The sequence below is a fragment of the Pseudomonas sp. PDM21 genome (assembly GCF_014852505.2).
Lineage (GTDB): Bacteria > Pseudomonadota > Gammaproteobacteria > Pseudomonadales > Pseudomonadaceae > Pseudomonas.
The window spans coordinates 5,892,840-5,913,586 of sequence record NZ_CM181223.1; the positions used below are offsets into that span (position 1 = coordinate 5,892,840).

Genomic DNA, 20,747 nt, shown 5'->3' on the forward strand with positions numbered 1-20,747 from the left:
CCGGCCCACAGATTTACTGGATTAATTCACCGACAGCAGCAGGCGCGCGGCGATCAGGTCTTCCAGTGCATAACCCACGGACTTGAACAGGGTGATCTCGCTGTCGTCCTGGCGTGCGCCGCGACCGCGCAGGAGGTCGGCCAACTGGCAAAGGATCGCGCTCTCGTCGATTACGCCTTCGCTTATCGGGATCAGCAGGTCGCCCGCCTCTTCCAGCGCGCCTTCGCGGGTATCGACCACGATGCGCGCACGGCGCACGGCTTCGCTGTCGGTCTCGCGCATGGACGGCAGGAAGGCGCCGACCAGGTCGAGGTGGCAGCCCGAGCGCAGCCAGGCGCCATGGACGATGGGTTCGCGCGAGGTGGTGACACAGCTGATGCAGTCCGCCGCCGCCACGCCGCCGCGCAGATCGACGCAGGCATGGACGGGATAGCCTTCGTCCTGCAGCTGCTTCACCAGCGCATGCACCTTGTCTTCGTGTCGGCCCCAGACGGCGACGTCCTCGTATTCGCGCACCGAACAGTGGGCGCGGACCATGTGCGGCGCCAGGGTGCCGCTGCCGACCACCAGCAGCCGGCGGGCATCGCGGCGCACCAGGTAATCGGCGGCCAGCGCAGAGGTGCAGGCAGTGCGCCGGGCGGTCATTTCCGAGGCTTCGAGCATCGCCAGCGGGTGCCCCGTCTCGCCGTCGAACAGGCAGAACAGCGCGGCCACGGCTGGCAGGTTCTTCGCGCCGTTGCCGGGGAACACGGTGACCAGCTTCACGCCGATGTCCTGCCCCGGCCGCCACACCGGCATGGTCAGCAGCGAGGCGTTGCCGGGCAATTCATGGCAGCCGCGAACCGGGGCTTCGCAGGGTCCGGCGAGGCCGATGCGCAGGGCTTCGATCAACTGGGGATAACTCAGGCGTGCGGCGACGTCGGCGTTGGTGAGGAACTTAAGGTCGTGCATGGAGACCTCGTACGCAAATTGAGAGCCCCTCTCCCCCGCCCTCTCCCTGAAGGGAGAGGGAGCTATCCGTGCCGGCTGACATCACGGTTTCAGCCTGCACCGAACGGTCCCCTCTCCCTTCAGGGAGAGGGTTAGGGAGAGGGCGGAAGGCGAGCAGCGCTCCCTTGTCGATCAGGAGCGAACCCGACGCCATTCTCAGCGGCGCGTCAGTGCCCACCCAGATACGCGTTGCGAACCTCCTGGTTACCCAGCAGCTCGGCGCCGGTGCCGCTCAGGCGGATCTCGCCGTTGACCATCACGTAGCCACGGTCGGACAGCTTCAGCGCGTGGTTGGCGTTCTGCTCCACAAGGAACAGCGTCATCCCGCTCTTGGCCAGCTCGCGCAGGGTCTGGAAGATCTGCTTGACCACGATGGGCGCGAGGCCCAGCGAGGGTTCGTCGAGCAGCAGCAGCTTGGGCCGGCTCATCAGCGCGCGGGCGATGGCGAGCATCTGCTGCTCGCCGCCGGACATGGTCATGGCGCGCTGGTTGCGCCGCTCCTTCAGGCGCGGGAAGAGGTCGAACATGCGCTGCATGTCCTCCTGGGCGTGGTCCATGCCGACGGGAATGGTGCCCATCAGCAGGTTCTCCTCCACCGTCATGTCGGGGAACACCCGTCGCCCTTCCGGCGACTGCGCGATGCCGTTGGAGGCCACGTAGTGCGCGGACTTGTGGCGGATGTCCTGGCCCTTGTAGAGGATCGCGCCGCCGGCTGCGCGCGGCTGGCCGAAGATCGACATCAGCAGCGTCGACTTGCCTGCGCCGTTGGCGCCGATCAGCGCCACGGTTTCCCCTTCGTTGACGGTCAGCGAGACTTTCTTCAGCGCCTGGATCGGCCCGTAGAACACATCGACCTCACGGAATTCCAACATCGGCGCCGTCATGCCAGCTCCTCTTCGTCTGCGCCGAGATAGGCGGCGATCACTTTCTCGTTGTGGCGGATCTCGTCCGGCGCGCCACGGGCGATGACCACACCGTGGTCGAGCACGATGATGTGGTCGGAGATGTTCATCACCATGCCCATGTCGTGTTCGATCAGCAGCACGGTGATGCCGTGGTGGTCGCGCAGGTAGCGCACGATGCGCGCCAGCGCCTGGGTTTCGGCCGGGTTCAGGCCGGCGGCGGGTTCGTCGAGGCAGATCAGCTCGGGCCGGGTGCACATGGCGCGGGCGATCTCCAGGCGGCGCTGCTGCCCGTAGGACATCTCGCCGGCCAGGCGGTTAGCGCAGTCCACCAGGTCCACCACTTCCAGCCAGTAGAAGGCGTGGTCCAGCGCCTCGCTTTCCGCGCGGCGGTAGCCGGGGGTGTTGAGCACGCCGGCGATGAGGTTGCGGTTGACGAACATGTGCTGGGCCACCAGCAGGTTCTCCACCACTGACATCTCGCGGAACAGCCGGATGTTCTGGAAGGTGCGCGCCAGCCCGGCACGGTTCACCAGGTGGGTGCCGCCGAACATCTTGTAGTAAAGGCGGTTACCAAACTGCGCCGGGTTGACGAAATCGCCGCCCTGGAACGGCTGGCCGAGCACCTTGATGACGTCGGTGGTGCCGCCCTGGGTGTTGAGCAGGATGTTGCCGCCGGTGGCCTTGTAGAAGCCGGTAAGGCAGTTGAACACGGTGGTCTTGCCGGCGCCGTTGGGGCCGATCAACGCGGTGATGGAGCCGCGCTCCACGTCGAGGTTGACGTCGTTGAGCGCCTTGATGCCGCCGAAGTGCATCATCAGGTGCTCGACGCTGAGGATCTTGTCACCGCTCATGGCGCCACCCCCTTGCGGACGGCGAAGCCCGAGCGGCTGATGCGGATCAGCCCGCGCGGACGCCAGATCATCATCAGCACCATGAGGATACCGAACAGCAGCACGCGGTAATCGGCGAAGCTGCGCAGCAGTTCCGGCGCCACAGTGAGGACGAAGGCGGCGATCACCACTCCCACCGTCGAGCCCATGCCGCCCAGCACCACGATAGCGAGGATCAGCGCGGACTCGAAGAAGGTGAACGACGACGGGTTGACGAAGCCCTGGTAGCTGGCGAAGAACACCCCGGCCAGGCCTGCGGTGGAGGCGCCGAGCATGAACGCCGAGAGCTTCACCAGCACGTGGTTCAGGCCCATGGCGCGGCAGGCGATCTCGTCCTCGCGCAGCGCTTCCCAGGCGCGGCCGACCGGCATGCGGGTCAGCCGGTGCTTGATGTAGAGCACCAGCAGCACCACCAGGAAGAGCACCACGTAGATGAACAGGAACTTGAAGTTCTGGTTGTAATCGATGCCGAGGAACTCGTGGATCGGCGTGCCGCCCTCTTTCGCCCGGCGCCCGAACTCGAGGCCGAAGAAGGTCGGCGACGGCACCGGCATGCCGTTCGGGCCGCCGGTGAAGGACAGCCAGTTGTTGAGGATCAGGCGGATGATCTCGCCGAAGCCCAGGGTCACGATGGCCAGGTAGTCACCGTGCATCCGCAACACCGGGAAGCCCAGTAGCGCCCCCGCCAGCGCGGCGACGATGGCCGCCAGCGGCAGCACCGTCCAGAAGCCCAGGCCCAGGTACTGGTAGCCCAGCGCGAGGCCATAGGCGCCGATGGCGTAGAAGGCCACGTAGCCGAGGTCGAGCAGGCCGGCGAGGCCGACCACGATGTTCAGGCCCAGGCCCAGCAGCACATAGATCAGCCCGAGGATGATCACGGTGAGCAGGTACTTGCTGGCGAAGAACGGGAAGATCACCGCGGCGAGGATCACCAGCGGGACTATCCAGCGCAGGCGCGTCTTGTAGCCCGGCGGCAGGACGCTGATGCCCGAGTCGGAGCTTTCGAAGCGGTCCATGATGCGGCTGCCGGCCGGGGTCTGCAGGTACAGGCTGAGCAGCAGGCGGCCGAGCATCACCGCGCCGATCATCCAGGCGAGGCGCACCGGTTCGAGCTTGAAGCTGTAGCCGTCGAGCACGATGCCGACGATGGGGCCGAAGACGATCAGGGCAATGAGACCGGCGAGCACGGTGTCGACCAGGCTCTTCTTGATATCGATGCGCGCAGTCTTGGGCGCGGCTGAAGTCTGGGAGGCGGACATCATGCTTACACCTTCGACACCTGGGGACGACCCAGGAGCCCTTGCGGCCGGAAGATCAGGATGGTCACCAGCAGGCCGAAGGCGAACACGTCCTTGAAGTCGGTATTCACCATGCCCGAGAACTGCGCCTCGGCCACGCCCAGGATCAGCCCGCCGAGCATCGCACCGGGCAGCGAGCCGATGCCGCCGAGCACGGCGGCGGTGAACGCCTTGATGCCGATGATGAAGCCCGCGTAGAAGTCGAAGGTGCCGTAGTTCATGGTGATCAGCACGCCGGCCAGCGCGGCCATGGCGGCGCCGATGATGAACACGTAGGAGATCACCCGGTCGGTGTTGATCCCCAGGATCGAGGCCATCTTGCGGTCCTGCTGGGTGGCGCGGCACATGCGCCCGAGCTTGGTGTACTGGATCACGTAGGTCAGCACCGCCATGCCGACGAAGGCGGCGATGAGGATGAACACCTTGGTGTAGGTCAGCTGCACGAAGCCTTCGCCGATGTGGAACTTGAAGGCGCCGTCGAGCAGGGTCGGCACGCCTTGCTGGCGCGGGCCCTGGGCCAGTTGCACGTAGTTCTGCAGGATCAGCGACATGCCGATGGCGGAGATCAGCGGAGCCAGGCGCGTGGAGTTGCGCAGCGGCTTGTAGGCGATGCGCTCGATCACCCAGCCATAGACGCCGGTGACGAAGATGGTGAAGACCAGCGTGCCGAGGATCAGCAGCGGGAACGACTGCAACCCGAAGAAGGCCAGCAGTGCCAGGCCGACAGCGGAGAGGTAGGCGGAGATCATGTACACCTCGCCATGGGCGAAGTTGATCATGCCGATGATGCCGTAGACCATCGTGTAGCCGATGGCGATCAGGCCGTAGACCGACCCCAGGGTCAGCCCGTTGATCATTTGCTGGAGGAAAATACCGTCCACGATTGGGTACTCACACAGACAGGGCAGGGAAGGCTGGCGGCAAGCGGGCTGAACGGCTCGTGACCGTCGCCGGGCAAGCGCCGACCTGCGGGGATACCGGCACCGCTCGTGGCGGCGCCGGCAGATCGCACGGGGTGCGCAATCGCTGCGCGGGGCACCGCTTCACCGGCCAGGCGGGCCTGGCCGGTGAAGCTCGGGAGCCTCGACAGGAGCCGGCCCCTTACTTCTGTTTCTCCAACTGGTGGTACTTGCCCTTGTCGTCCCACTGGTAGACGACATAGTCGGAGACCTTCAGGTCGCCCTTATCATCCCACTCCTTCTTGCCCATGACGGTGTCGACCGGGTGGGTGTGCAGCCATTTGCTGGCCGCCTGGGGATCGTTCTTGCCAGCGCCGTTGAAGGCGGCGGCCAGTGCCTGAACCGAGGCGTAGGCGTACAGGGTGTAGCCTTCGGGCTCGAAGCCGCTGGCGCGGAACTTGTCCACCACGGCCTTGCCTTCGGGAATCAGGCGCGGGTCGGCGCCGAAGGTCATCAGCACACCCTTGGTGTACTGCGGGCCGCCGGCGGTGGTGACCAGTTCGTCGGTGACGATGCCGTCGTCGGAGAAGAACACGGTGGTCAGGCCCTGCTCGCGCATCTGCCGGACCAGCGGACCGGCCTCCGGGTGCAGGCCGCCGAAGAACACCACTTCCGCGCCCGAGGAACGAATCTTGGTGACCAGGGCATTGAAGTCCTTCTCACCGCGGGTCAGACCCTCGTAGAGCACTTCGGTGACGCCCAGCTTGTTCAGCTGCGCTTTGGTCGCGTCCGCAAGGCCCTGGCCATAGGTGTCCTTGTCGTGGATAACCGCGACTTTCTTGGCCTTCAGCACGTTGACGATGTAGTTGCCGGCGACCACGCCCTGCTGATCGTCGCGTCCGCACATGCGGAACATGCCGGCAAGGCCACGCTCGGTGACTTTCGGGTTGGTCGAGCCGGGGGTGATGGTGATGAGGCCGGCCTCGTCATAGACCTCGGAGGCGGGAATGGTGTTGGAGGAACAGAAGTGGCCGACGACACCCACGGCCTTGTCCTGGTCAACCAGACGGTTGGCAACGGCCACGGCCTGCTTCGGCTCACAGGCGTCGTCGGCCTTCACCAGCTTGATCTTTTCCCCGTTGACGCCACCGGCGGCGTTGATTGCGTCGGCGGCCATATTGGCGCCGCGCCAGTACTGTTCACCGAACGAGGCGTTCGCCCCGGTATGCGGACCCGCGACCCCGATAACGACATCGGCCTGTACTACGGAAGACACGCCCAGTGCGGTGGTTACCGCCAGAGCCAGAAAGCCTTTTCTGAAAATCTTCTGCGACATGGAGTTTTGCTCCTGAGGGTTTTTGTAATGGCGCGTTGTATTTCTTGTTGGCGATTTCTCGTGTAGCGATTCAGCGACTTAGCGATCAATCAACAGCAAGCGGCGTGCCATTCGTTTTTGTTATTAACCAAGTCCTACAGCGAAAACAGCCCGAGCTGGCAGACATCAAGTGCTAGACACGTGCAACCCATTGAAAGCATAAGGTGCAACCCGGCAGGCAAAAGGGTGCAACCCGACTTCCCGTGAGCTGGCTTTTTCCAGCCACCACAGGCGCAACCCCAACCGTAACCATCGCTGTCACCGAACTGCACATCCGCGGTGCAGACCCGTCGGGGTAACGCACCATAAGAGGCTAGACCAAAGTGCAGCGAGCGTTGGCGGGTCAAACCGGGGCGGCCCTCGCCCCGCCTTGAGCAGCGTCAGATCACCACCCGCAGGCATTGCCCGGCGTGGTAGAGGGAGAAGCCGGCTTCGTACAGACAGCTGCGCAGGCCCACCGCGGAGATTTCCTCCATGGGCCTGAGCGGCATCGGCAAGGCGCTGGCGTCACCGTCCAGCAGGAAGTCGGCGAAGGCCTTGCCCACCACCGTGCCGGTGGTGACGCCACGGCCGTTGTAGCCGCTCATGGCGACCAGCCCCGGCGCCGGCTCGAACAGGCGCATGAGGTGGTCGGGGGTGAAGTCGATGCAGCCGGTCCAGGTGAACTCCCAGTCCACCTTGCCCAGCCTGGGGAAGTAGTGCTGCTGGATGCGGTCGGCCCAACTCTTGAGGAACCACGCCGGCTTGCCGGTGCCCTTGCCGAGGCTGCCGAGCAGCAGGCGCCCGTCTGCATCGCGGCGGATGCTGCTGAGCACCTGGCGGGTATCCCAGGAGCCCTGCCCGCCCGGCAAGATGCGCGCGGCTTCTGCGCCCTCCAGCGGGCGCGAGGCAACCTGGTAGTAGTAACCGGGGAAGAACGTGCGGCGCAGCTGCGTCCACTCGCCTTCGGTGTAGGCGCTGGAGGCGATCACCACCTTGTCGGCGGTGACCACGCCGCCAGCAGTGATCACGTTCCACGCGCTGCCCACACGCACCAGGCCGACCACCGGGGAATGGTGGTACAACTCGCCCCCCAGGCCGACCACCGCGCGGGCCAAGCCGCTGACGTAGCCCATGGGATTGAGCGTGCCGGCGCGGCGGTCCAGCAGTGCGCCAGCAATCTTGTCGGTGCCGCAAGCCTGTTCGCAGTCGGCGCCGGTGAGCAGTTCCACCGGCGCCCCGCGGCGGCCCCATTGTTCGCAGCGGCTGCGCAGATCCGCCAGGCCACGGGCGTTGTGCGCCATGTGCAGCGTGCCTTCGCGGCGCGCCTGGCAATCGATGGCGTACTTGTCGATCAGCGAGAACACCAGCGAGGGCGCGTTGCCGAGCATGCGGTTGACCCGCTGCCCGATCTCCGCGCCCATGCCGGCTTCGATCTCGTCCGGGGGAATCCACAGGCCGGCGTTGACCAGCCCGACGTTGCGCCCCGAGCCACCATGCCCGGTGGTGTGGGCTTCCAGCACGCAGACCTTCTGGCCGCGCTCCAGCAGATGCAGCGCGGCGGACAGGCCGGTGAAGCCCGCGCCGATGACACACACGTCGACCTTGCGATCCCCTCGCAGCTCCGGGGCTTCCGGACGGTCGGGAGTCAGGTGTTCCCACAGACACTCTTGGCGAAGCGACATCCAGCGATCCTTCTACGCGAACCTTTGTGAATGACTCTGTACTGCGTGTTTTTCGTCGGGCGCATAACACGGAAAGCGTTATCCGCCTCGCCCCGGCGCTGAAAGCCGGCGGATCACCGCAAGCGATAATTCGCCCTACGTTGAGCGCGCGGAAACTCGGCCTCAGTCGAAGACTATGCCCTGGGCCAGCGGCAGTTCCCGCGAGTAGTTCACGGTGTTGGTCTGCCGGCGCATGTAGCCCTTCCAGGCGTCGGAGCCGGACTCGCGACCGCCGCCGGTTTCCTTCTCGCCGCCGAAAGCGCCGCCGATCTCCGCGCCGCTGGGGCCGATGTTGACGTTGGCGATGCCGCAGTCGCTGCCCACCGCCGAGATGAAGGCTTCCGCCTCGCGCAGGTCCGTGGTGAAGATGCAAGACGACAGGCCCTGGGGCACGCCGTTGTTCAGCGCCACCGCATCGTTGAAGTCCTGGTAGGGCACCACGTAGAGGATCGGCGCGAAAGTCTCGCTGCGCACCACATCGCTCTGCTCGGGCATCTCGACGATGGCCGGCGACACGTAGTAGGCCCCGGGGAATTTGTCGGCCAGCTGACGCTCGCCGCCGAACACCACGCCGCCCTCACCACGCGCCTGCTCCAGCGCGCCCTGCATGGCGAGGAAGCTGCGCTCGTCGATCAGCGGGCCGACCAGGTTGCCTTCCAGCGGATGGCCGATGCGCACCTTGGCGTAGGCAGTCTTCAGGCGGCTGACGAACTCGTCCTTCACCGACTCGTGGGCAATCAGCCGGCGCAGCGTGGTGCAGCGCTGCCCGGCGGTGCCGACAGCGCTGAACAGCACGGCGCGCACGGCCATATCGAGGTCGGCGCTGGGCGCCAGGATCATCGCGTTGTTGCCACCCAGCTCGAGGATGCTGCGGCCGAAACGGGCCGCCACGCGCGGGCCGACTTCGCGGCCCATACGGGTGCTGCCCGTGGCGCTGACCAGGGCGACGCGCACGTCGTCCACCAGCGCTTCGCCGGCGCTGCGATCACCGATCACCACCTGACTCAGGTGCGCTGGGGCGTCACCGAACTTGCTCAGTGCGCGCTCGAACAGCGCCTGGCAGGCCAGCGCGGTGAGCGGGGTCTTCTCCGATGGCTTCCACACAACCGAGTTACCACAGACCAGCGCCAGCGCGGTGTTCCACGACCACACGGCGACCGGGAAGTTGAAGGCGCTGATCACCCCGACCACGCCCAGTGGATGCCAGGTCTCGCGCATGTGGTGGCCGGGGCGCTCGGAGGCGATGGTCAGGCCGTAGAGCTGGCGCGACAGGCCGACGGCGAAGTCGCAGATATCGATCATCTCCTGCACTTCGCCCAGGCCTTCCTGGGTGATCTTGCCGGCCTCCCAGGACACCAGTTCGCCCAGCGCCGCCTTGCTCGCCCGCAGTTCCTCGCCGAACAGGCGCACCAGTTCGCCACGGCGCGGCGCCGGCACCTTGCGCCAGGCGTCGAAGGCATGGGCGGCGCGGCCGATCTTCTGCTCCACCTCGGCGGCGCTTTCCAGGCGCACCGCGCCCAGGCGGCGGCCGTCGATGGGAGAGTGGATGACCTGATCGCCACCGGTGACCAGGCGGGCGTCGACGCCGAGGGATTCGAGCAGTGCGGAAATCATGCGGACTCCAGTTCTTTTCAGATGACCTGACGGAATGCCAGCAGTAATAAACGGCTTGCCGAGGCACAACAAACGACGTTTCCTATGCACATCATTCCGTAAATTCATGAACTGCCCGCCATGCTGAGCAAACGCCACCTGCCGTCCATGACCGCCCTGCAATGCTTCGAAGCGGTGGCGCGGCACCTGAGTTTCACCCGCGCCTCCGAGGAGCTGAACCTGACCCAGAGCGCGGTCAGCAAGCAGGTGGCGCAGCTGGAGGAAATGCTCCAGCACCTGCTGTTCCGCCGCGTACGCCGCCGGCTGCAACTGACCCCGGCGGGCGACCTGTACCTGGTGGAGGTGCGCAAGATCCTCACGCAGGTGGAGATGTCCACCCACTACCTGCTGTCCTACGGCGGCGAGACCGAAGTGCTGCGCGTGGCGACGCCGCCGACCTTCGGCGCACGCTGGCTGATCCCGCGGCTGAACGGCTGGCGCCATCGCCACCCGAACATCCACCTGGACCTGCGCCAGGAACTGGAGCCCGGCGACCTCCTGCAATCGCGCTGCGATATCGCGTTCTTCTTCGGCGCCGCCACTCTGCCCGGCGCCGAGTGCGTGGCGCTGTTCGGCGAGGAGATGGTGCCGGTGTGCTCACCGGAGATCCTGCCGGCGCAACCGCTGAGCGACCCGACCCAGTTGGCGGACCTGGTCCTGCTGCAGAACGCCACGCGCCAGGAAGCCTGGCACGAGTGGTTCCTCAGCCTCGGCCAGCACAGCGAGCACAGCTACCACGGACCGCGCTTCGACACCTTCTACATGTGCATCCGCGCAGCGCAAGCCGGCTGCGGCGTGGCGCTGCTGCCGAGGTTCCTGGTGGAAGAGGAGCTGAGCGAAGGCAAGCTGGTGATCGCTTGGCAGCACGGCCTGCAGAGCCGCAGCGGCTACTACCTGGCGTACCCCGAGCATGCGGCGGCAGTGCCCAAGGTCAGGGCGTTCGTGGAGTGGATTGGGGAGCGGATGGAAGGGTAAGTATCTGCGCTCGTAAGAGCCCCTCACCCCAGCCCTCTCCCATGGGGAGAGGGAGCCGCCCGTGCCGGCGGATGACGTGGAGTGATCCTGCTCCGATCAGTCCCCTCTCCCTCCGGGAGAGGGTTAGGGTGAGGGGAGGCCCCCGCGCCGGAATTTCAGACCAACAAACTCCGATCAAACACAAACGCCCCATCCCCCTGGGGCGTGAAGCGCAGGACATGCTGCGGCCGGCCCATCGGCGGCTGGTGGCGTTCGCCGGTGTCTTCCACCCAGCCCGCCGCCTTCATCCGCTCCAGTCGGCCGCGCAGGCTGGAATGCTGGACTTCCTCGCCAATGGACCACTCGAAGGCCTTCAGCGCCTCCGCCACGGTGAAGCGCTCCGGCAGCAGGTGCAGCGGCAATGCGCTGTACACCGACTTACCCGCCAGCCGCTCGCAGGCCTGCTGCACCAGTTGGGTGTGGTCGAAGGGCAAGGCGAAGCGCTCGCCGCGCACGGCATCCAGCGGCACGAAATCCAGGTCGTCGGCGGCCAGTCCAGTATCTGGCGCCACCAGCACGAGGTAGAACACGCTCAGGGACCAGCCGCGCGGGTCACGCACCGCATTGCCCACGGTCGCCACCTGCTCCATGTACGCCGGCTTCACCCGCGCCTTCTCGCGCAGCGCACGCAAGGCGGCATCATCCAGGCCATGGTCGGCGCAGCGGCCATTGATCAGCACGCCGGGCAGCGCCCACTGCCCCTCGAACGGCGCCTGGGCGCGACGGATCAGCAGCAGTTCCAGCCCGCGCTCAGCGTTCAGGCGCAGCGCCACGATATCCACGGTGGCCAGCACTTCAGCGGTACTCATCGATGCTCCTCGAATGCTTCCTCGCCGGAAGAAGCCCTGTGACTTATTTCACCATGTACAGAAAGCATCTTCCACCTCTCATGATTTTCCATCTTTCTGCTTGACGACTTATTTCATGTCGTGAATTATGTAGCCACGACAGACCACCAACGGTCAAGCGGAGGCTTCCATGAACCTGATCGCCAGCTTCGATGTAGACGCCCAGAAGAGCTTCACCCCGCTCTGCCCTAATGAACTGCCGGTGCCCGGCGGTGACGCCATCGGCGGCGCCCTCAACCTGATGGCCGAACGCGCCAGCCTGCGCCTGGGCAGCAAGGACGCCCACAGCCCGCAAGCGCCCTGGGTGGTGAGCGAGCCGGCACAGATGCTGCAGCCGCTCGCCCTGCCCAATGCCGACCTCACCTGGGTCAGCCACTGCGTGCCGGGCACGCCGGGCTTCGAGCTGCTGGACGAGCTGCCCAGGCCGATGGACTACGACTTCTTCATCTGGAAGGGCGTGGAGCCGGACCTGCACCCCTACGGTGCGTGCTACCACGACCTGGCGGAACGGCGCAGCACCGGGGTGATCGAATACCTGCGGCAGAACGCGGTCAGCCACGTGCTGGTGGGCGGCCTGGCGCTGGACTACTGCGTGAAGACCACCGCGCTGCAACTGCGCCGCGCCGGCTTCCAGGTGCTGCTGTACCTGCCGGCTTGCCGCGCCATCGCGGAGGAAACCGCGAAGGTCGCCTGCGCCGAGATGCGCAGCGCCGGGGTTCTGCTCTGCGCGGACGCGAACGAACTGGACGAGGCCCTCATGGGCATCAGGGAGAATTGATCATGGCCGAGAGCGTGTTTGCCGACAGCATCGTGCAGAACCTGCTGGACACCGACTTCTACAAGCTGACGATGATGCAGGCGGTGCTGCACAACTACCCCAACGCCGAGGTGGAGTGGGAGTTCCGCTGCCGCAACGCCGAGGACCTGCGCCCGTACCTCGCGGAAATCCGCTACCAGATCGAGCGCCTGGCCGAGCTGGAAACCACGCCGGACCAGCTCGCCTTCCTCGAACGCATCCCGTTCATCAAGCCGGACTTCATCCGCTTCCTCAGCCTGTTCCGCTTCAACCTGCGCTATGTGCACACCAGCATCGAGGACGGCCAGTTGGCCATCCGCCTGCGCGGGCCGTGGCTTCACGTGATCCTCTTCGAGGTGCCGCTGCTGGCCATTGTCAGCGAAGTGCGCAACCGCTATCGCTACCGCGAAGTCGTGCTGGAACAGGTCGGCGAGCAGCTCTACCGCAAGCTCGACTGGCTCGCCGGCAACGCCAGCGCGGAGGAACTGAAGGAATTCCAGGTGGCCGACTTCGGTACCCGCCGGCGCTTCTCCTACCGCACCCAGGAAGAAGTCGTGCACATCCTGAAGCGCGACTTCCCCGGCCGCTTCGTCGGTACCAGCAACGTGCACCTGGCCCGCGAATTCGACGTCAAGCCCATCGGCACCATGGCCCACGAATGGCTGATGGCGCACCAGCAGTTGGGCCCGCGGCTGATCGACAGCCAGATCGCCGCGCTGGACTGCTGGGTGCGTGAATACCGCGGCCAGCTGGGCATCGCGCTGACCGACTGCATTACCATGGACGCCTTCCTGGGCGACTTCGACCTGTACTTCGCCAAGCTCTTCGATGGCCTGCGCCACGACTCGGGCGACCCGCTGGTCTGGGCCGAGAAGGCCATTGCCCACTACCGCCGGCTGGGAATCGACCCGATGACCAAGACCCTGGTGTTCTCCGACGGCCTCGACATGCCCAAGGCGTTGCAGCTCTTCCGTGCATTGCGTGGCAAGATCAACGTCAGTTTCGGCATCGGTACCAACCTGACCTGCGACATCCCCGGGGTGGAACCGATGAACATCGTGATCAAGATGACGGCCTGCAATGGCCACCCCGTGGCGAAGATTTCCGACACCCCGGGCAAGACCCAATGCCGCGACGAGAACTTCGTCGCCTACCTGCGCCACGTGTTCAAGGTGCCGGTGTAACCCATTTTCCGCTTTCCACAGGAGCCCTCCAGATGAAAGACAGACAGGCCGCCATCGCCAGAGAACTCAACGTGCAGCCGCCCTTCCAGTCCGACGCCGAGCTGCAGGCCGAGATCCAGCGGCGCGTGCGCTTCATCCAGGACTGCCTGCAGGGTTCGGGGATGAAGACCCTGGTGCTGGGCATCAGCGGCGGCGTCGACTCGCTCACTGCCGGCATGCTCTGCCAGCGCGCCGTGGAGGGCCTGCGCGCCGAGACCGGCAACCAGGACTACCGCTTCCTCGCCGTGCGCCTGCCATACAACGTGCAGGGCGACGAGCAGGATGCCCAGGATTCGGTGGACGTCATCTCCCCCGACGAGCGCCATACCGTGAACATCGGCCCGTCCGTGCAGGCGCTGGCCGCCGAGACCCAGGCACTGGAAGGCCTGGCACCGGCCACCCGCGACTTCGCCCTGGGCAACACCAAGGCACGCATCCGCATGGTCGCCCAGTACACCATCGCCAACGCCCGCGCTGGCCTGGTGGTCGGCACCGACCACGCCGCCGAGGCGGTGATGGGCTTCTTCACCAAGTTCGGTGACGGCGCCTGCGACCTCGCCCCGCTCACCGGTCTGGTGAAGAACCAGGTGCGCAGCATCGCCCGCAGCCTCGGCGCGCCGGAACATCTGGTGGAGAAGGTGCCGACCGCCGATCTCGAAGACCTCGCTCCCGGCAAGCCGGACGAGCACGCCCACGGCGTGACCTACAAGGAGATCGATGCCTTCCTGCACGGCCTGGATGTCGGCCAGGAGGCCTTCGACATCATCGTCCGCACCTTCGAGAAGACCCGTCACAAGCGCGCACTGCCCACCGCGCCGTAAGCGAACGGCCGCTGTTGGCGCGGGAGAAGTCCCGCGCCAACCAGTTCAAGGGTTCAGTGCTGGGGAATGACGTAGCGCCAAATGGCGATGAAGTGCAGCAGGCTGCCGGCGATCACGAACAGGTGCCAGATGCCATGCCAGTGGCGGAAGCGGCTGTCGTAGGCGAAGAAGATGATGCCGATGGTGTAGAAGGCCCCGCCGCCGACCAGCCAGGCAAAACCCGCGCCACCCAATGCGCGGTACAGCGGACCGACCGCGATCAGCACGATCCAGCCCATCACTGCGTAGATGATGATCGACAGCACCCGCGCCTCAGAGCGTGGCTTGATCTCCTGCAGCATGCCGATCACTGCCATCGACCAGACAATGCCGAACAGTGTCCAGCCCCAGGGCCCCTTCAAGGTCACCAGGCAGAACGGCGTGTAGCTCCCGGCGATCAGCAGGTAGATCGACAGGTGATCGAGCTTGCGCAGGATGACCTTCGCCCGCCCCCGCACGCTGTGGTAGAGCGTCGAGATGCTGTAGAGCAGGGTCAGCGTCGTGCCGTACACCGCCACGCTGACGATGCGCAGCGGCTCGCCCACCAGGCTGGTGGCCACCAGCAGCCAGATGCCGCCCACCAGCGCCAACACCGCGCCAATCAAGTGAGTCCAGGCGTTGAAGCGTTCACCGTGGTACATGAGTCCCTCGTTGCGATTTCAACCACGCCCACACCCTACCCTGCTTGTGTGAAATAAAAAGCCCGACCATGGGTCGGGCTTTCCGGATCACACGCTTTCGAGCGAAAGCGGGATCACTTCACCGCCAGGGTGCCCTTCATCATGGCCGAGTGGCCCGGGAAAGAGCAGAAGAAGGCGTATTCATCGCCAGCCTTCAGCTTGGAGACGTCGAAGGTCACCGAGTCCTTCTCACCGGAGCCGATAATCTTGGTGTGGGCGATCACGCGGGTGTCGCCGTCCTTGACGTAGTTCTTGTCCAGACCGGCGGCCATGCCGTCGGTCACTACGCCCTGCATGTCGGCGGCGGTGGTCAGGACCCAGTTATGGCCCATCACGTTCTTCGGCAGGCTGCCCGGGTGGGACAGGTTCACGGTGAAGGTCTTGCAGCTCTTGTCGACGCTGATGGCGTTGGTGCTGAACTGCATCTGGTCGTTGCCCTGGATGTCCACGGAGCATTCGGCGGCCAGCAGCGGGGCACTGAACAGGCCAAGCAGGGATACAGCGGCGAGTTTACGGAACATGACATGCCTCCTAGGCAGGTTGGGCGGAGAATCCTGAAGGGGAAGACTGCCCGAACGCTATCGGGGTTCCCCTGATCTGCATCAATGGCCATCGGCCACGAGCCAAGCTTCGAACTGTCTATCAGGTCGATCAGCAGGATCAACGAGGCAGATCAGCGCACCCCGCCTAGCATAGACGCCATCCCCCGGCACCACAGGAGTTCGCGCCATGCACCGTCTCGCGTTGTTACAAAGCCCGCTGCTACAGCAGCTGCTCGCCTGCTACGCACTCGGCGCATCCGCCGGCGGCTGCCAGGACAACTGAATTCGGCTTGGTCGCTTTCCTCGCAGTCGGTAACCTGACGGCCTGCAAGACCAGGCCAGCAAAACGAGGACAGCTCCATGACCTTGCGTTCCATCTGCGTATTCTGCGGCGCCAGCCCCGGCGCCACCCCGATCTACCAGGAAGCCGCCGAAACCCTCGGCCGACACCTCGCTGAAAACGGTATCCAGTTGGTCTATGGCGGCGGCGCCGTGGGCCTGATGGGCATGGTCGCCAATGCCGCGCTGGCCGCGGGCGGCGAAGTCATCGGCATCATCCCGCAGAGCCTGAAGGACGCCGAAGTCGGACACAGCGGCCTGACCCGTCTGGAAGTGGTAGACGGCATGCACGCACGCAAGGCCCGCATGGCCGAGCTGAGCGACGCCTTCATCGCCCTGCCGGGCGGCCTGGGTACCCTGGAAGAGCTGTTCGAGGTCTGGACCTGGGGCCAGTTGGGCTATCACGCCAAGCCGCTGGGCCTGCTGGAAGTGAACGGCTTCTTCGACCCGCTGCTGACCTTCCTCGACCATCTGGTGCAGGAGCGCTTCGTGCGCCAGCCGCACCGCGACATGCTGCAACGCGCCGCCTCGCCTGCCGAACTGGTCAGCGCCCTGGCCGCCTGGAAGCCCCTGGCCGCGCCCAAGTGGGTCGACCGTACGCCGACCTGACACACGCCTACCAGCAGCGCTCCGTGGCCGCGCCACGGAGCCCGCTGCTGGCCAGCGTCAGTACCCCGCAGGCATCCCTCGCCATCGCCCCGACCGGCTCGGCCTGCAGGACATAGCCCGACTCGTCCGGGCCACTGGCGAACCCGAGGCGGTAGAAGGCCTTCCCTGCATCACGTGGCGACTGGTCGAATGGCAGCGTTGCGCCAACGTAGGTGCCATGGCTGGTATAAAAGCGCTCCAGCGATTGCGCCAACTCCACCAGCGATTTCTGCGCGTCCACCCGGCGCACCCGCTGGATGTGCTCCTGGTACGCCGGCAGGGCGATACCCAACAGGATGCCGATCAGTGTCAGGCAGACCAGTAACTCTACCAGCGTGAAACCGCCGGCACGTTCGTTCGGCGATGTCATTTCAACGCGACTCCCACCATGCCTTGCGCCCGGAATCGCGAGGCAGATCGACCGCCTGCTCCTGCGGACGGCCATCGCGATCCACCCCCAGGATGCGCAGAGCACCGGCCGGGTCGGATTGCAGCAGCGCGCCGCTGGACTGCTGCACTGCGTCGCTGCCTGCCATCACAGCGCTCGGCAGACCTCCCGCCAGCCGCTCGCCGCTGCCGGTATCCAGCACGACCCAAGCGTGAGCCAGCGGATCGCTGCAGGGGTCCTCTCCCGGTGCGATCAGGTTGAACAACACCAGCCTGCCGTCACGAACCTGCGGCTGCTCCACCACGCGCCAGCCATCGGCCGACAGGTCGAGATACCAGCCACGACCACCGTCCCCTCCGGGTACCGGCAGAAGTTCTGACCGCCCAACCAAGGCCCGCCCGTCGTCGAGCACGCCATAGAGGCTTTCAGTCCTCGCCGTGGGCTCGTCGTCACCCACACGGTAGAAGCGCCCGGTGCCGAACAACACTCGCACCTGCCCACTGCGGTCCAGGGCTGCCGCCACCGGCGCAGTGATTGCCTGCGAATTCCCGTCCGGCGCCCGCGTCCGGAACAACGGTTTGCCGGCCAGCGACGGTGGAATCGCCGAGTCGCCACCCGCATCGCCCGCCAGATCCACACGCCAGAGATTCCCGAGGCTGTCGCCCACATAGAGGCGATTGGCGGTTACATCGCCCATGCTGCTGATCGCCGTGACCGGCCCCAGGTCGCCGGCCTCGGGCAAATGGATGCGCTTGAGTACACGACCATCCTCCGCATCGAGTAGCCAGATGTCCCCGCCACGGTTTTCCGGGTCCCTGGCGCCGGAGGAAACCGCCACGACGAACCTTCCCGCCCCGAGGGCCATGAGGGCTGGCCGCCCCAGCGTGTAGCCGAGGTCGGGGTGGCTGAACTCCCAGAGCACGCTGCTCGACTGGACGTGTTCTGGGTCGGTCACGTCCAGCGCGAACAGGCTGTTGCCCCCCGCTCCGGTGCTGCCCACCAACAGGGTTCGCCACTCTCCGCCGACCCAGGCATTCCCCACCACGGGCGACCCATCGACGTAAAAGCGATGGACATAGCCGGGGTCGGCCAACTCACGAAGCTGGCCCAGCACCGCCGCCGGCACATAGGCGAACAACTCGCGCCCATCGCGCGCATCGAAGCCATGCAGCATGCCGTCATTGGCGCCCACCGCTACCAGCGGCGCACGCTGCTGGTATTGCTCGCTGGCAAGGAACTCCCGGTAGCCAGTACCCGCCGGCCTGGGCAGCTCGCCGTACGGCTGCGGGTCGTGCCAGGAATAGACCGGGCGCGAGCCAACGATATCGCCCAGCCGGCTGTCACGCAGGCGGAACGGCAACGCACTGCCGGGCTCACGCCGCTCCTGCAGACGCGATCCGCGCAGGTAGTCAACCAGCGACTCACCCTGCTCGGGTCCTAACCTGCGGCGCTGTTCGTCATCCAGGGCACTCCAGGCGAAGGGCGTGCCTGTGCGCGCGATCAGCGATCCGTCTGCCTCAGCCCCGGCGGGCCGTACAGTGAGAATGTTCCGTCCGGCCACTTGCGCTTCGCTCTGCTCGTCGAGCTTCCGGGCGGCCGACCACTGCGGCAGCCACTCGCCTTCGCGCCATAGCTGCAGGTCGCCGCTCCAGCGCCGCCCGGCCAGCAGCGTACTGAACCACTCGCCGGGGTTCGGGCCGGCGCTGAAATTGCCGGTGCTCCTCGGCTCATCGTCGGCTGCCTGGGCGAACGCCTGTTTCAGTTCATCGCGCAGCGGGTCAGGGTCGGCGAGTTTCAGCAGGTTGAGCGGCCAGCCATCCATGCCCTGCCACGCGCTTGCCGGCAGCGGTGATGCGCGCACAAAGGAATAGCCGCGCGGGATGGCAAAGCCGCCGTACTGGGTCGCCAACCACAGGGCGTTGCCCGGCCCGTCCACCTCACGGGAAGACGCCAGCCAGTAGGTGGCGGCGCTCTGCCGGCCGGGCAGGTCCGGGCGCAAATCGCGCACATGGGCGTCATAGGCCAGGCCTGCCAATGCAAGCGAAGCGGCGGAGCCTGCGCCGCCCTGTATGGCCGTCACCTGCTGCGTCGCCTGAACGGCCGCTGGATCACCAAGACGCAGTAAACTCACGCCGGCCTCGCCCTCACCCGCGCCGCCAATCCCGAGCAGGACGTTGCGCTGGCAGGCGTAGGTGAGCGGGTCCGCATGATCTCGCTGATGGCGCAGGTAGCCGGTGGCGGCATGGAGCAGCTCGCCCAGGTCATCGAATGGCAGGAACGACGAGGACTCGTCGAAACGGTTGAGAGCGGCGATCACTCCAGCCGGCCGGTCGATGAAGACTCCGGACTGCGCCGACCACTCTTTCAGCGGGTTATCCCGTCCATCATCCAGCCACGGCCCGACGAATTTCTGCGGCGCGCGCAGCACCACTCCCGTTTCGCGATCAGACCGGCCGAAGAGGCTGAAGCGCAGGCGACCGGCATATTCCTGCAGTACGCCCTCGGGCTTGGAGTGTTCGCCATAACGCTGGCAATTACGCTCCAACTGGCCGGCAACGCAGACCTGTACGCGCACCGCGATCCGGTAGGTCGTCGCAGGCAATAGCGGCTCTGCGGGCGGCAGCTCCTGCGGCTCGCCGGGAAAGTCCGGGCTACGACTCAGCAAAAGGTCGCGCTCCCCTCCCGCAACACGCAAGTACAGCGTTACGCCAGAGAATGGCGTGGCACCCGCCACGGTGCCGAAAGGCAGCAGGCGATCCGGGAAGGCGCTGCCCCGTTGCAGATTCCGCCCCTTCTGCAGCACCGTCAGTGCGGCACCGTCGATAAAACGGTCGCCGCCGGTCAGCACGGCGCGATACACATCGATGGCCTGTGCCGTAGCCCAGTTGAGGAAGTTGCCGCTCCAGACCTGCCGGCAGACATGGGCCAGCGCCGGGCCGACGGGCTGGAAATAGCGCTCCGTCTCGGCTTCGTCAGCACGGTAGGCGTAGCACTTGTCCGGGTCGAAGTAACCGAAGTACTGCTCGCCGGTGACGTAGACCGGGCTCGGATTGGCTGCCGCCGCCGTCGCCCCGTGGGCCGAAGATGGCAACAACAGGATATTGCCCGGTGCACCGCTGGCAACCTGCAGCGGCACCTGGCTGACCGGAGCGGCCGACAGCGCGCCCGCCAGCATGACGCCCAGCATCAGGGAACAGAGTCTTCCGAGCCTCACTAGCACCTCCTTGCTGCGCGCTAACGGATGAAAAAGATGCTGTTCAGCCGGACGCTGGAAACCGGCGCCCCCGAAGGCTGGCGACGCGCACCAAAGCCTTCGGCGCACACCTCGATGGCTACACCACTGGCCGCGCCGCCCTTGCCGACTTCCAGCCCCTCGCTGGCCAGCCAGCGCAGGAAGCGCAGCCGATAAACCGGCTGCACCGCACTGCCGGAAAAACCGCCAGCCACTCCTTCGGCAGCATCGACAGAGGCTATGGGGCCGTCGTGCCGATAACGCTCCAGTGCAGCCGCTTCGCCTGCGCGCAGCGCCGCTTCTGCTGCCTGGAAGGCCATCTGCCGGTCACGCAGGTTGCCCGCCATGCGTTCTTCCAGCTGCACCATGCGCATGCTCGCCAGGCCGATGAGGGTGAGCAGCAACAGCATGACCAGCGAGACCAGCAGCACCGCCCCGCGCTCGAACTCATGGCGCATCAGCGA

19 protein-coding genes are annotated in these 20,747 nt (G+C 66.0%); 5 read left to right on the plus strand and 14 right to left on the minus strand.

Annotation, left to right across the window (positions count from 1 at the left end):
* Window positions 1-21: 21 nt before the first annotated feature.
* The 8 genes from lhpI to amaB form a co-directional block, all read right to left on the minus strand.
* Complete coding sequence (gene lhpI / locus IB275_RS27265; protein ID WP_192292916.1) at window positions 22-951, minus strand: bifunctional Delta(1)-pyrroline-2-carboxylate/Delta(1)-piperideine-2-carboxylate reductase; 930 nt, start codon at window positions 949-951, stop codon at window positions 22-24.
* Window positions 952-1,157: 206 nt separating this feature from the next.
* A complete protein-coding gene (locus IB275_RS27270; protein ID WP_192225246.1) occupies window positions 1,158-1,874 on the minus strand; it encodes an ABC transporter ATP-binding protein in 717 nt (238 codons plus the stop codon).
* On the minus strand, window positions 1,871-2,746 hold the full coding sequence (locus IB275_RS27275) for an ABC transporter ATP-binding protein (protein ID WP_138524199.1): 876 nt from the start codon (window positions 2,744-2,746) through the stop codon (window positions 1,871-1,873). The genes IB275_RS27270 and IB275_RS27275 overlap by 4 nt, the downstream gene beginning before the upstream one ends.
* A complete protein-coding gene (gene livM, locus IB275_RS27280; RefSeq protein WP_405307243.1) occupies window positions 2,743-4,047 on the minus strand; it encodes a high-affinity branched-chain amino acid ABC transporter permease LivM in 1,305 nt (434 codons plus the stop codon). The genes IB275_RS27275 and livM overlap by 4 nt, the downstream gene beginning before the upstream one ends.
* Before the next feature lie 2 nt (window positions 4,048-4,049).
* Complete coding sequence (locus IB275_RS27285) at window positions 4,050-4,964, minus strand: ABC transporter permease subunit (protein WP_081515564.1); 915 nt, start codon at window positions 4,962-4,964, stop codon at window positions 4,050-4,052.
* 220 nt (window positions 4,965-5,184) lie between these two features.
* Complete coding sequence (locus tag IB275_RS27290) at window positions 5,185-6,318, minus strand: branched-chain amino acid ABC transporter substrate-binding protein (RefSeq protein ID WP_192292918.1); 1,134 nt, start codon at window positions 6,316-6,318, stop codon at window positions 5,185-5,187.
* Between the two features lie 419 nt (window positions 6,319-6,737).
* Window positions 6,738-8,021, minus strand: a complete 1,284-nt coding sequence (gene amaA, locus IB275_RS27295) for an L-pipecolate oxidase (RefSeq protein WP_192292920.1) — start codon at window positions 8,019-8,021, stop codon at window positions 6,738-6,740.
* 162 nt (window positions 8,022-8,183) lie between these two features.
* Window positions 8,184-9,674: an L-piperidine-6-carboxylate dehydrogenase gene (amaB, locus tag IB275_RS27300; RefSeq protein WP_285887129.1), complete on the minus strand. Its 1,491-nt coding sequence runs from the start codon at window positions 9,672-9,674 to the stop codon at window positions 8,184-8,186.
* A 120-nt stretch (window positions 9,675-9,794) separates the two neighbouring features.
* On the opposite strand from amaB, the gene IB275_RS27305 reads away from it, so the two are divergent.
* A complete protein-coding gene (locus tag IB275_RS27305; protein ID WP_192292924.1) occupies window positions 9,795-10,688 on the plus strand; it encodes a LysR family transcriptional regulator in 894 nt (297 codons plus the stop codon).
* A 155-nt stretch (window positions 10,689-10,843) separates the two neighbouring features.
* Here the strand turns inward: IB275_RS27305 and IB275_RS27310 are convergent, their stop codons facing one another.
* On the minus strand, window positions 10,844-11,536 hold the full coding sequence (locus tag IB275_RS27310) for an NUDIX hydrolase (RefSeq protein ID WP_192292926.1): 693 nt from the start codon (window positions 11,534-11,536) through the stop codon (window positions 10,844-10,846).
* Between the two features lie 169 nt (window positions 11,537-11,705).
* On the opposite strand from IB275_RS27310, the gene IB275_RS27315 reads away from it, so the two are divergent.
* From IB275_RS27315 to nadE, 3 genes are read left to right on the plus strand one after another with little or no spacing between them, the layout of a single operon-like run.
* On the plus strand, window positions 11,706-12,353 hold the full coding sequence (locus tag IB275_RS27315) for a nicotinamidase (RefSeq protein WP_192292929.1): 648 nt from the start codon (window positions 11,706-11,708) through the stop codon (window positions 12,351-12,353).
* Between the two features lie 2 nt (window positions 12,354-12,355).
* The gene (pncB, locus tag IB275_RS27320) at window positions 12,356-13,555 is read left to right on the plus strand and encodes a nicotinate phosphoribosyltransferase (protein ID WP_192292931.1); all 1,200 of its coding nucleotides are present in this window, start codon (window positions 12,356-12,358) and stop codon (window positions 13,553-13,555) included.
* Between the two features lie 32 nt (window positions 13,556-13,587).
* Window positions 13,588-14,415 (plus strand): NAD(+) synthase, encoded by an 828-nt coding sequence (gene nadE, locus IB275_RS27325; RefSeq protein WP_192292941.1) that lies wholly within the window; start codon window positions 13,588-13,590, stop codon window positions 14,413-14,415.
* A gap of 53 nt (window positions 14,416-14,468) precedes the next feature.
* Here nadE and trhA read toward each other — a convergent pair whose 3' ends face one another.
* Both trhA and azu read right to left on the minus strand, forming a co-directional pair.
* Window positions 14,469-15,095 carry a PAQR family membrane homeostasis protein TrhA gene (gene trhA, locus IB275_RS27330; protein ID WP_192292943.1) on the minus strand — a complete coding sequence of 209 codons (627 nt, stop codon included), beginning with the start codon at window positions 15,093-15,095 and terminating at the stop codon, window positions 14,469-14,471.
* Between the two features lie 113 nt (window positions 15,096-15,208).
* Window positions 15,209-15,655 carry an azurin gene (azu, locus tag IB275_RS27335; protein WP_081515554.1) on the minus strand — a complete coding sequence of 149 codons (447 nt, stop codon included), beginning with the start codon at window positions 15,653-15,655 and terminating at the stop codon, window positions 15,209-15,211.
* Window positions 15,656-16,036: 381 nt separating this feature from the next.
* On the opposite strand from azu, the gene IB275_RS27340 reads away from it, so the two are divergent.
* Window positions 16,037-16,624, plus strand: coding sequence for a cytokinin riboside 5'-monophosphate phosphoribohydrolase (locus IB275_RS27340; RefSeq protein ID WP_192292945.1), 588 nt, complete (start codon window positions 16,037-16,039; stop codon window positions 16,622-16,624).
* Window positions 16,625-16,631: 7 nt separating this feature from the next.
* Here the strand turns inward: IB275_RS27340 and IB275_RS27345 are convergent, their stop codons facing one another.
* Genes IB275_RS27345 through IB275_RS27355 form a run of 3 tightly spaced genes read right to left on the minus strand, consistent with a single transcriptional unit; the run spans window position 16,632 to window position 20,741 of the window.
* Complete coding sequence (locus tag IB275_RS27345; protein ID WP_192292947.1) at window positions 16,632-17,033, minus strand: type IV pilin protein; 402 nt, start codon at window positions 17,031-17,033, stop codon at window positions 16,632-16,634.
* A 1-nt stretch (window position 17,034) separates the two neighbouring features.
* Complete coding sequence (locus IB275_RS27350; RefSeq protein ID WP_192292949.1) at window positions 17,035-20,238, minus strand: pilus assembly protein; 3,204 nt, start codon at window positions 20,236-20,238, stop codon at window positions 17,035-17,037.
* A 47-nt stretch (window positions 20,239-20,285) separates the two neighbouring features.
* Window positions 20,286-20,741, minus strand: a complete 456-nt coding sequence (locus tag IB275_RS27355) for a pilus assembly PilX family protein (RefSeq protein WP_192292951.1) — start codon at window positions 20,739-20,741, stop codon at window positions 20,286-20,288.
* Window positions 20,742-20,747 lie beyond the last annotated feature (6 nt).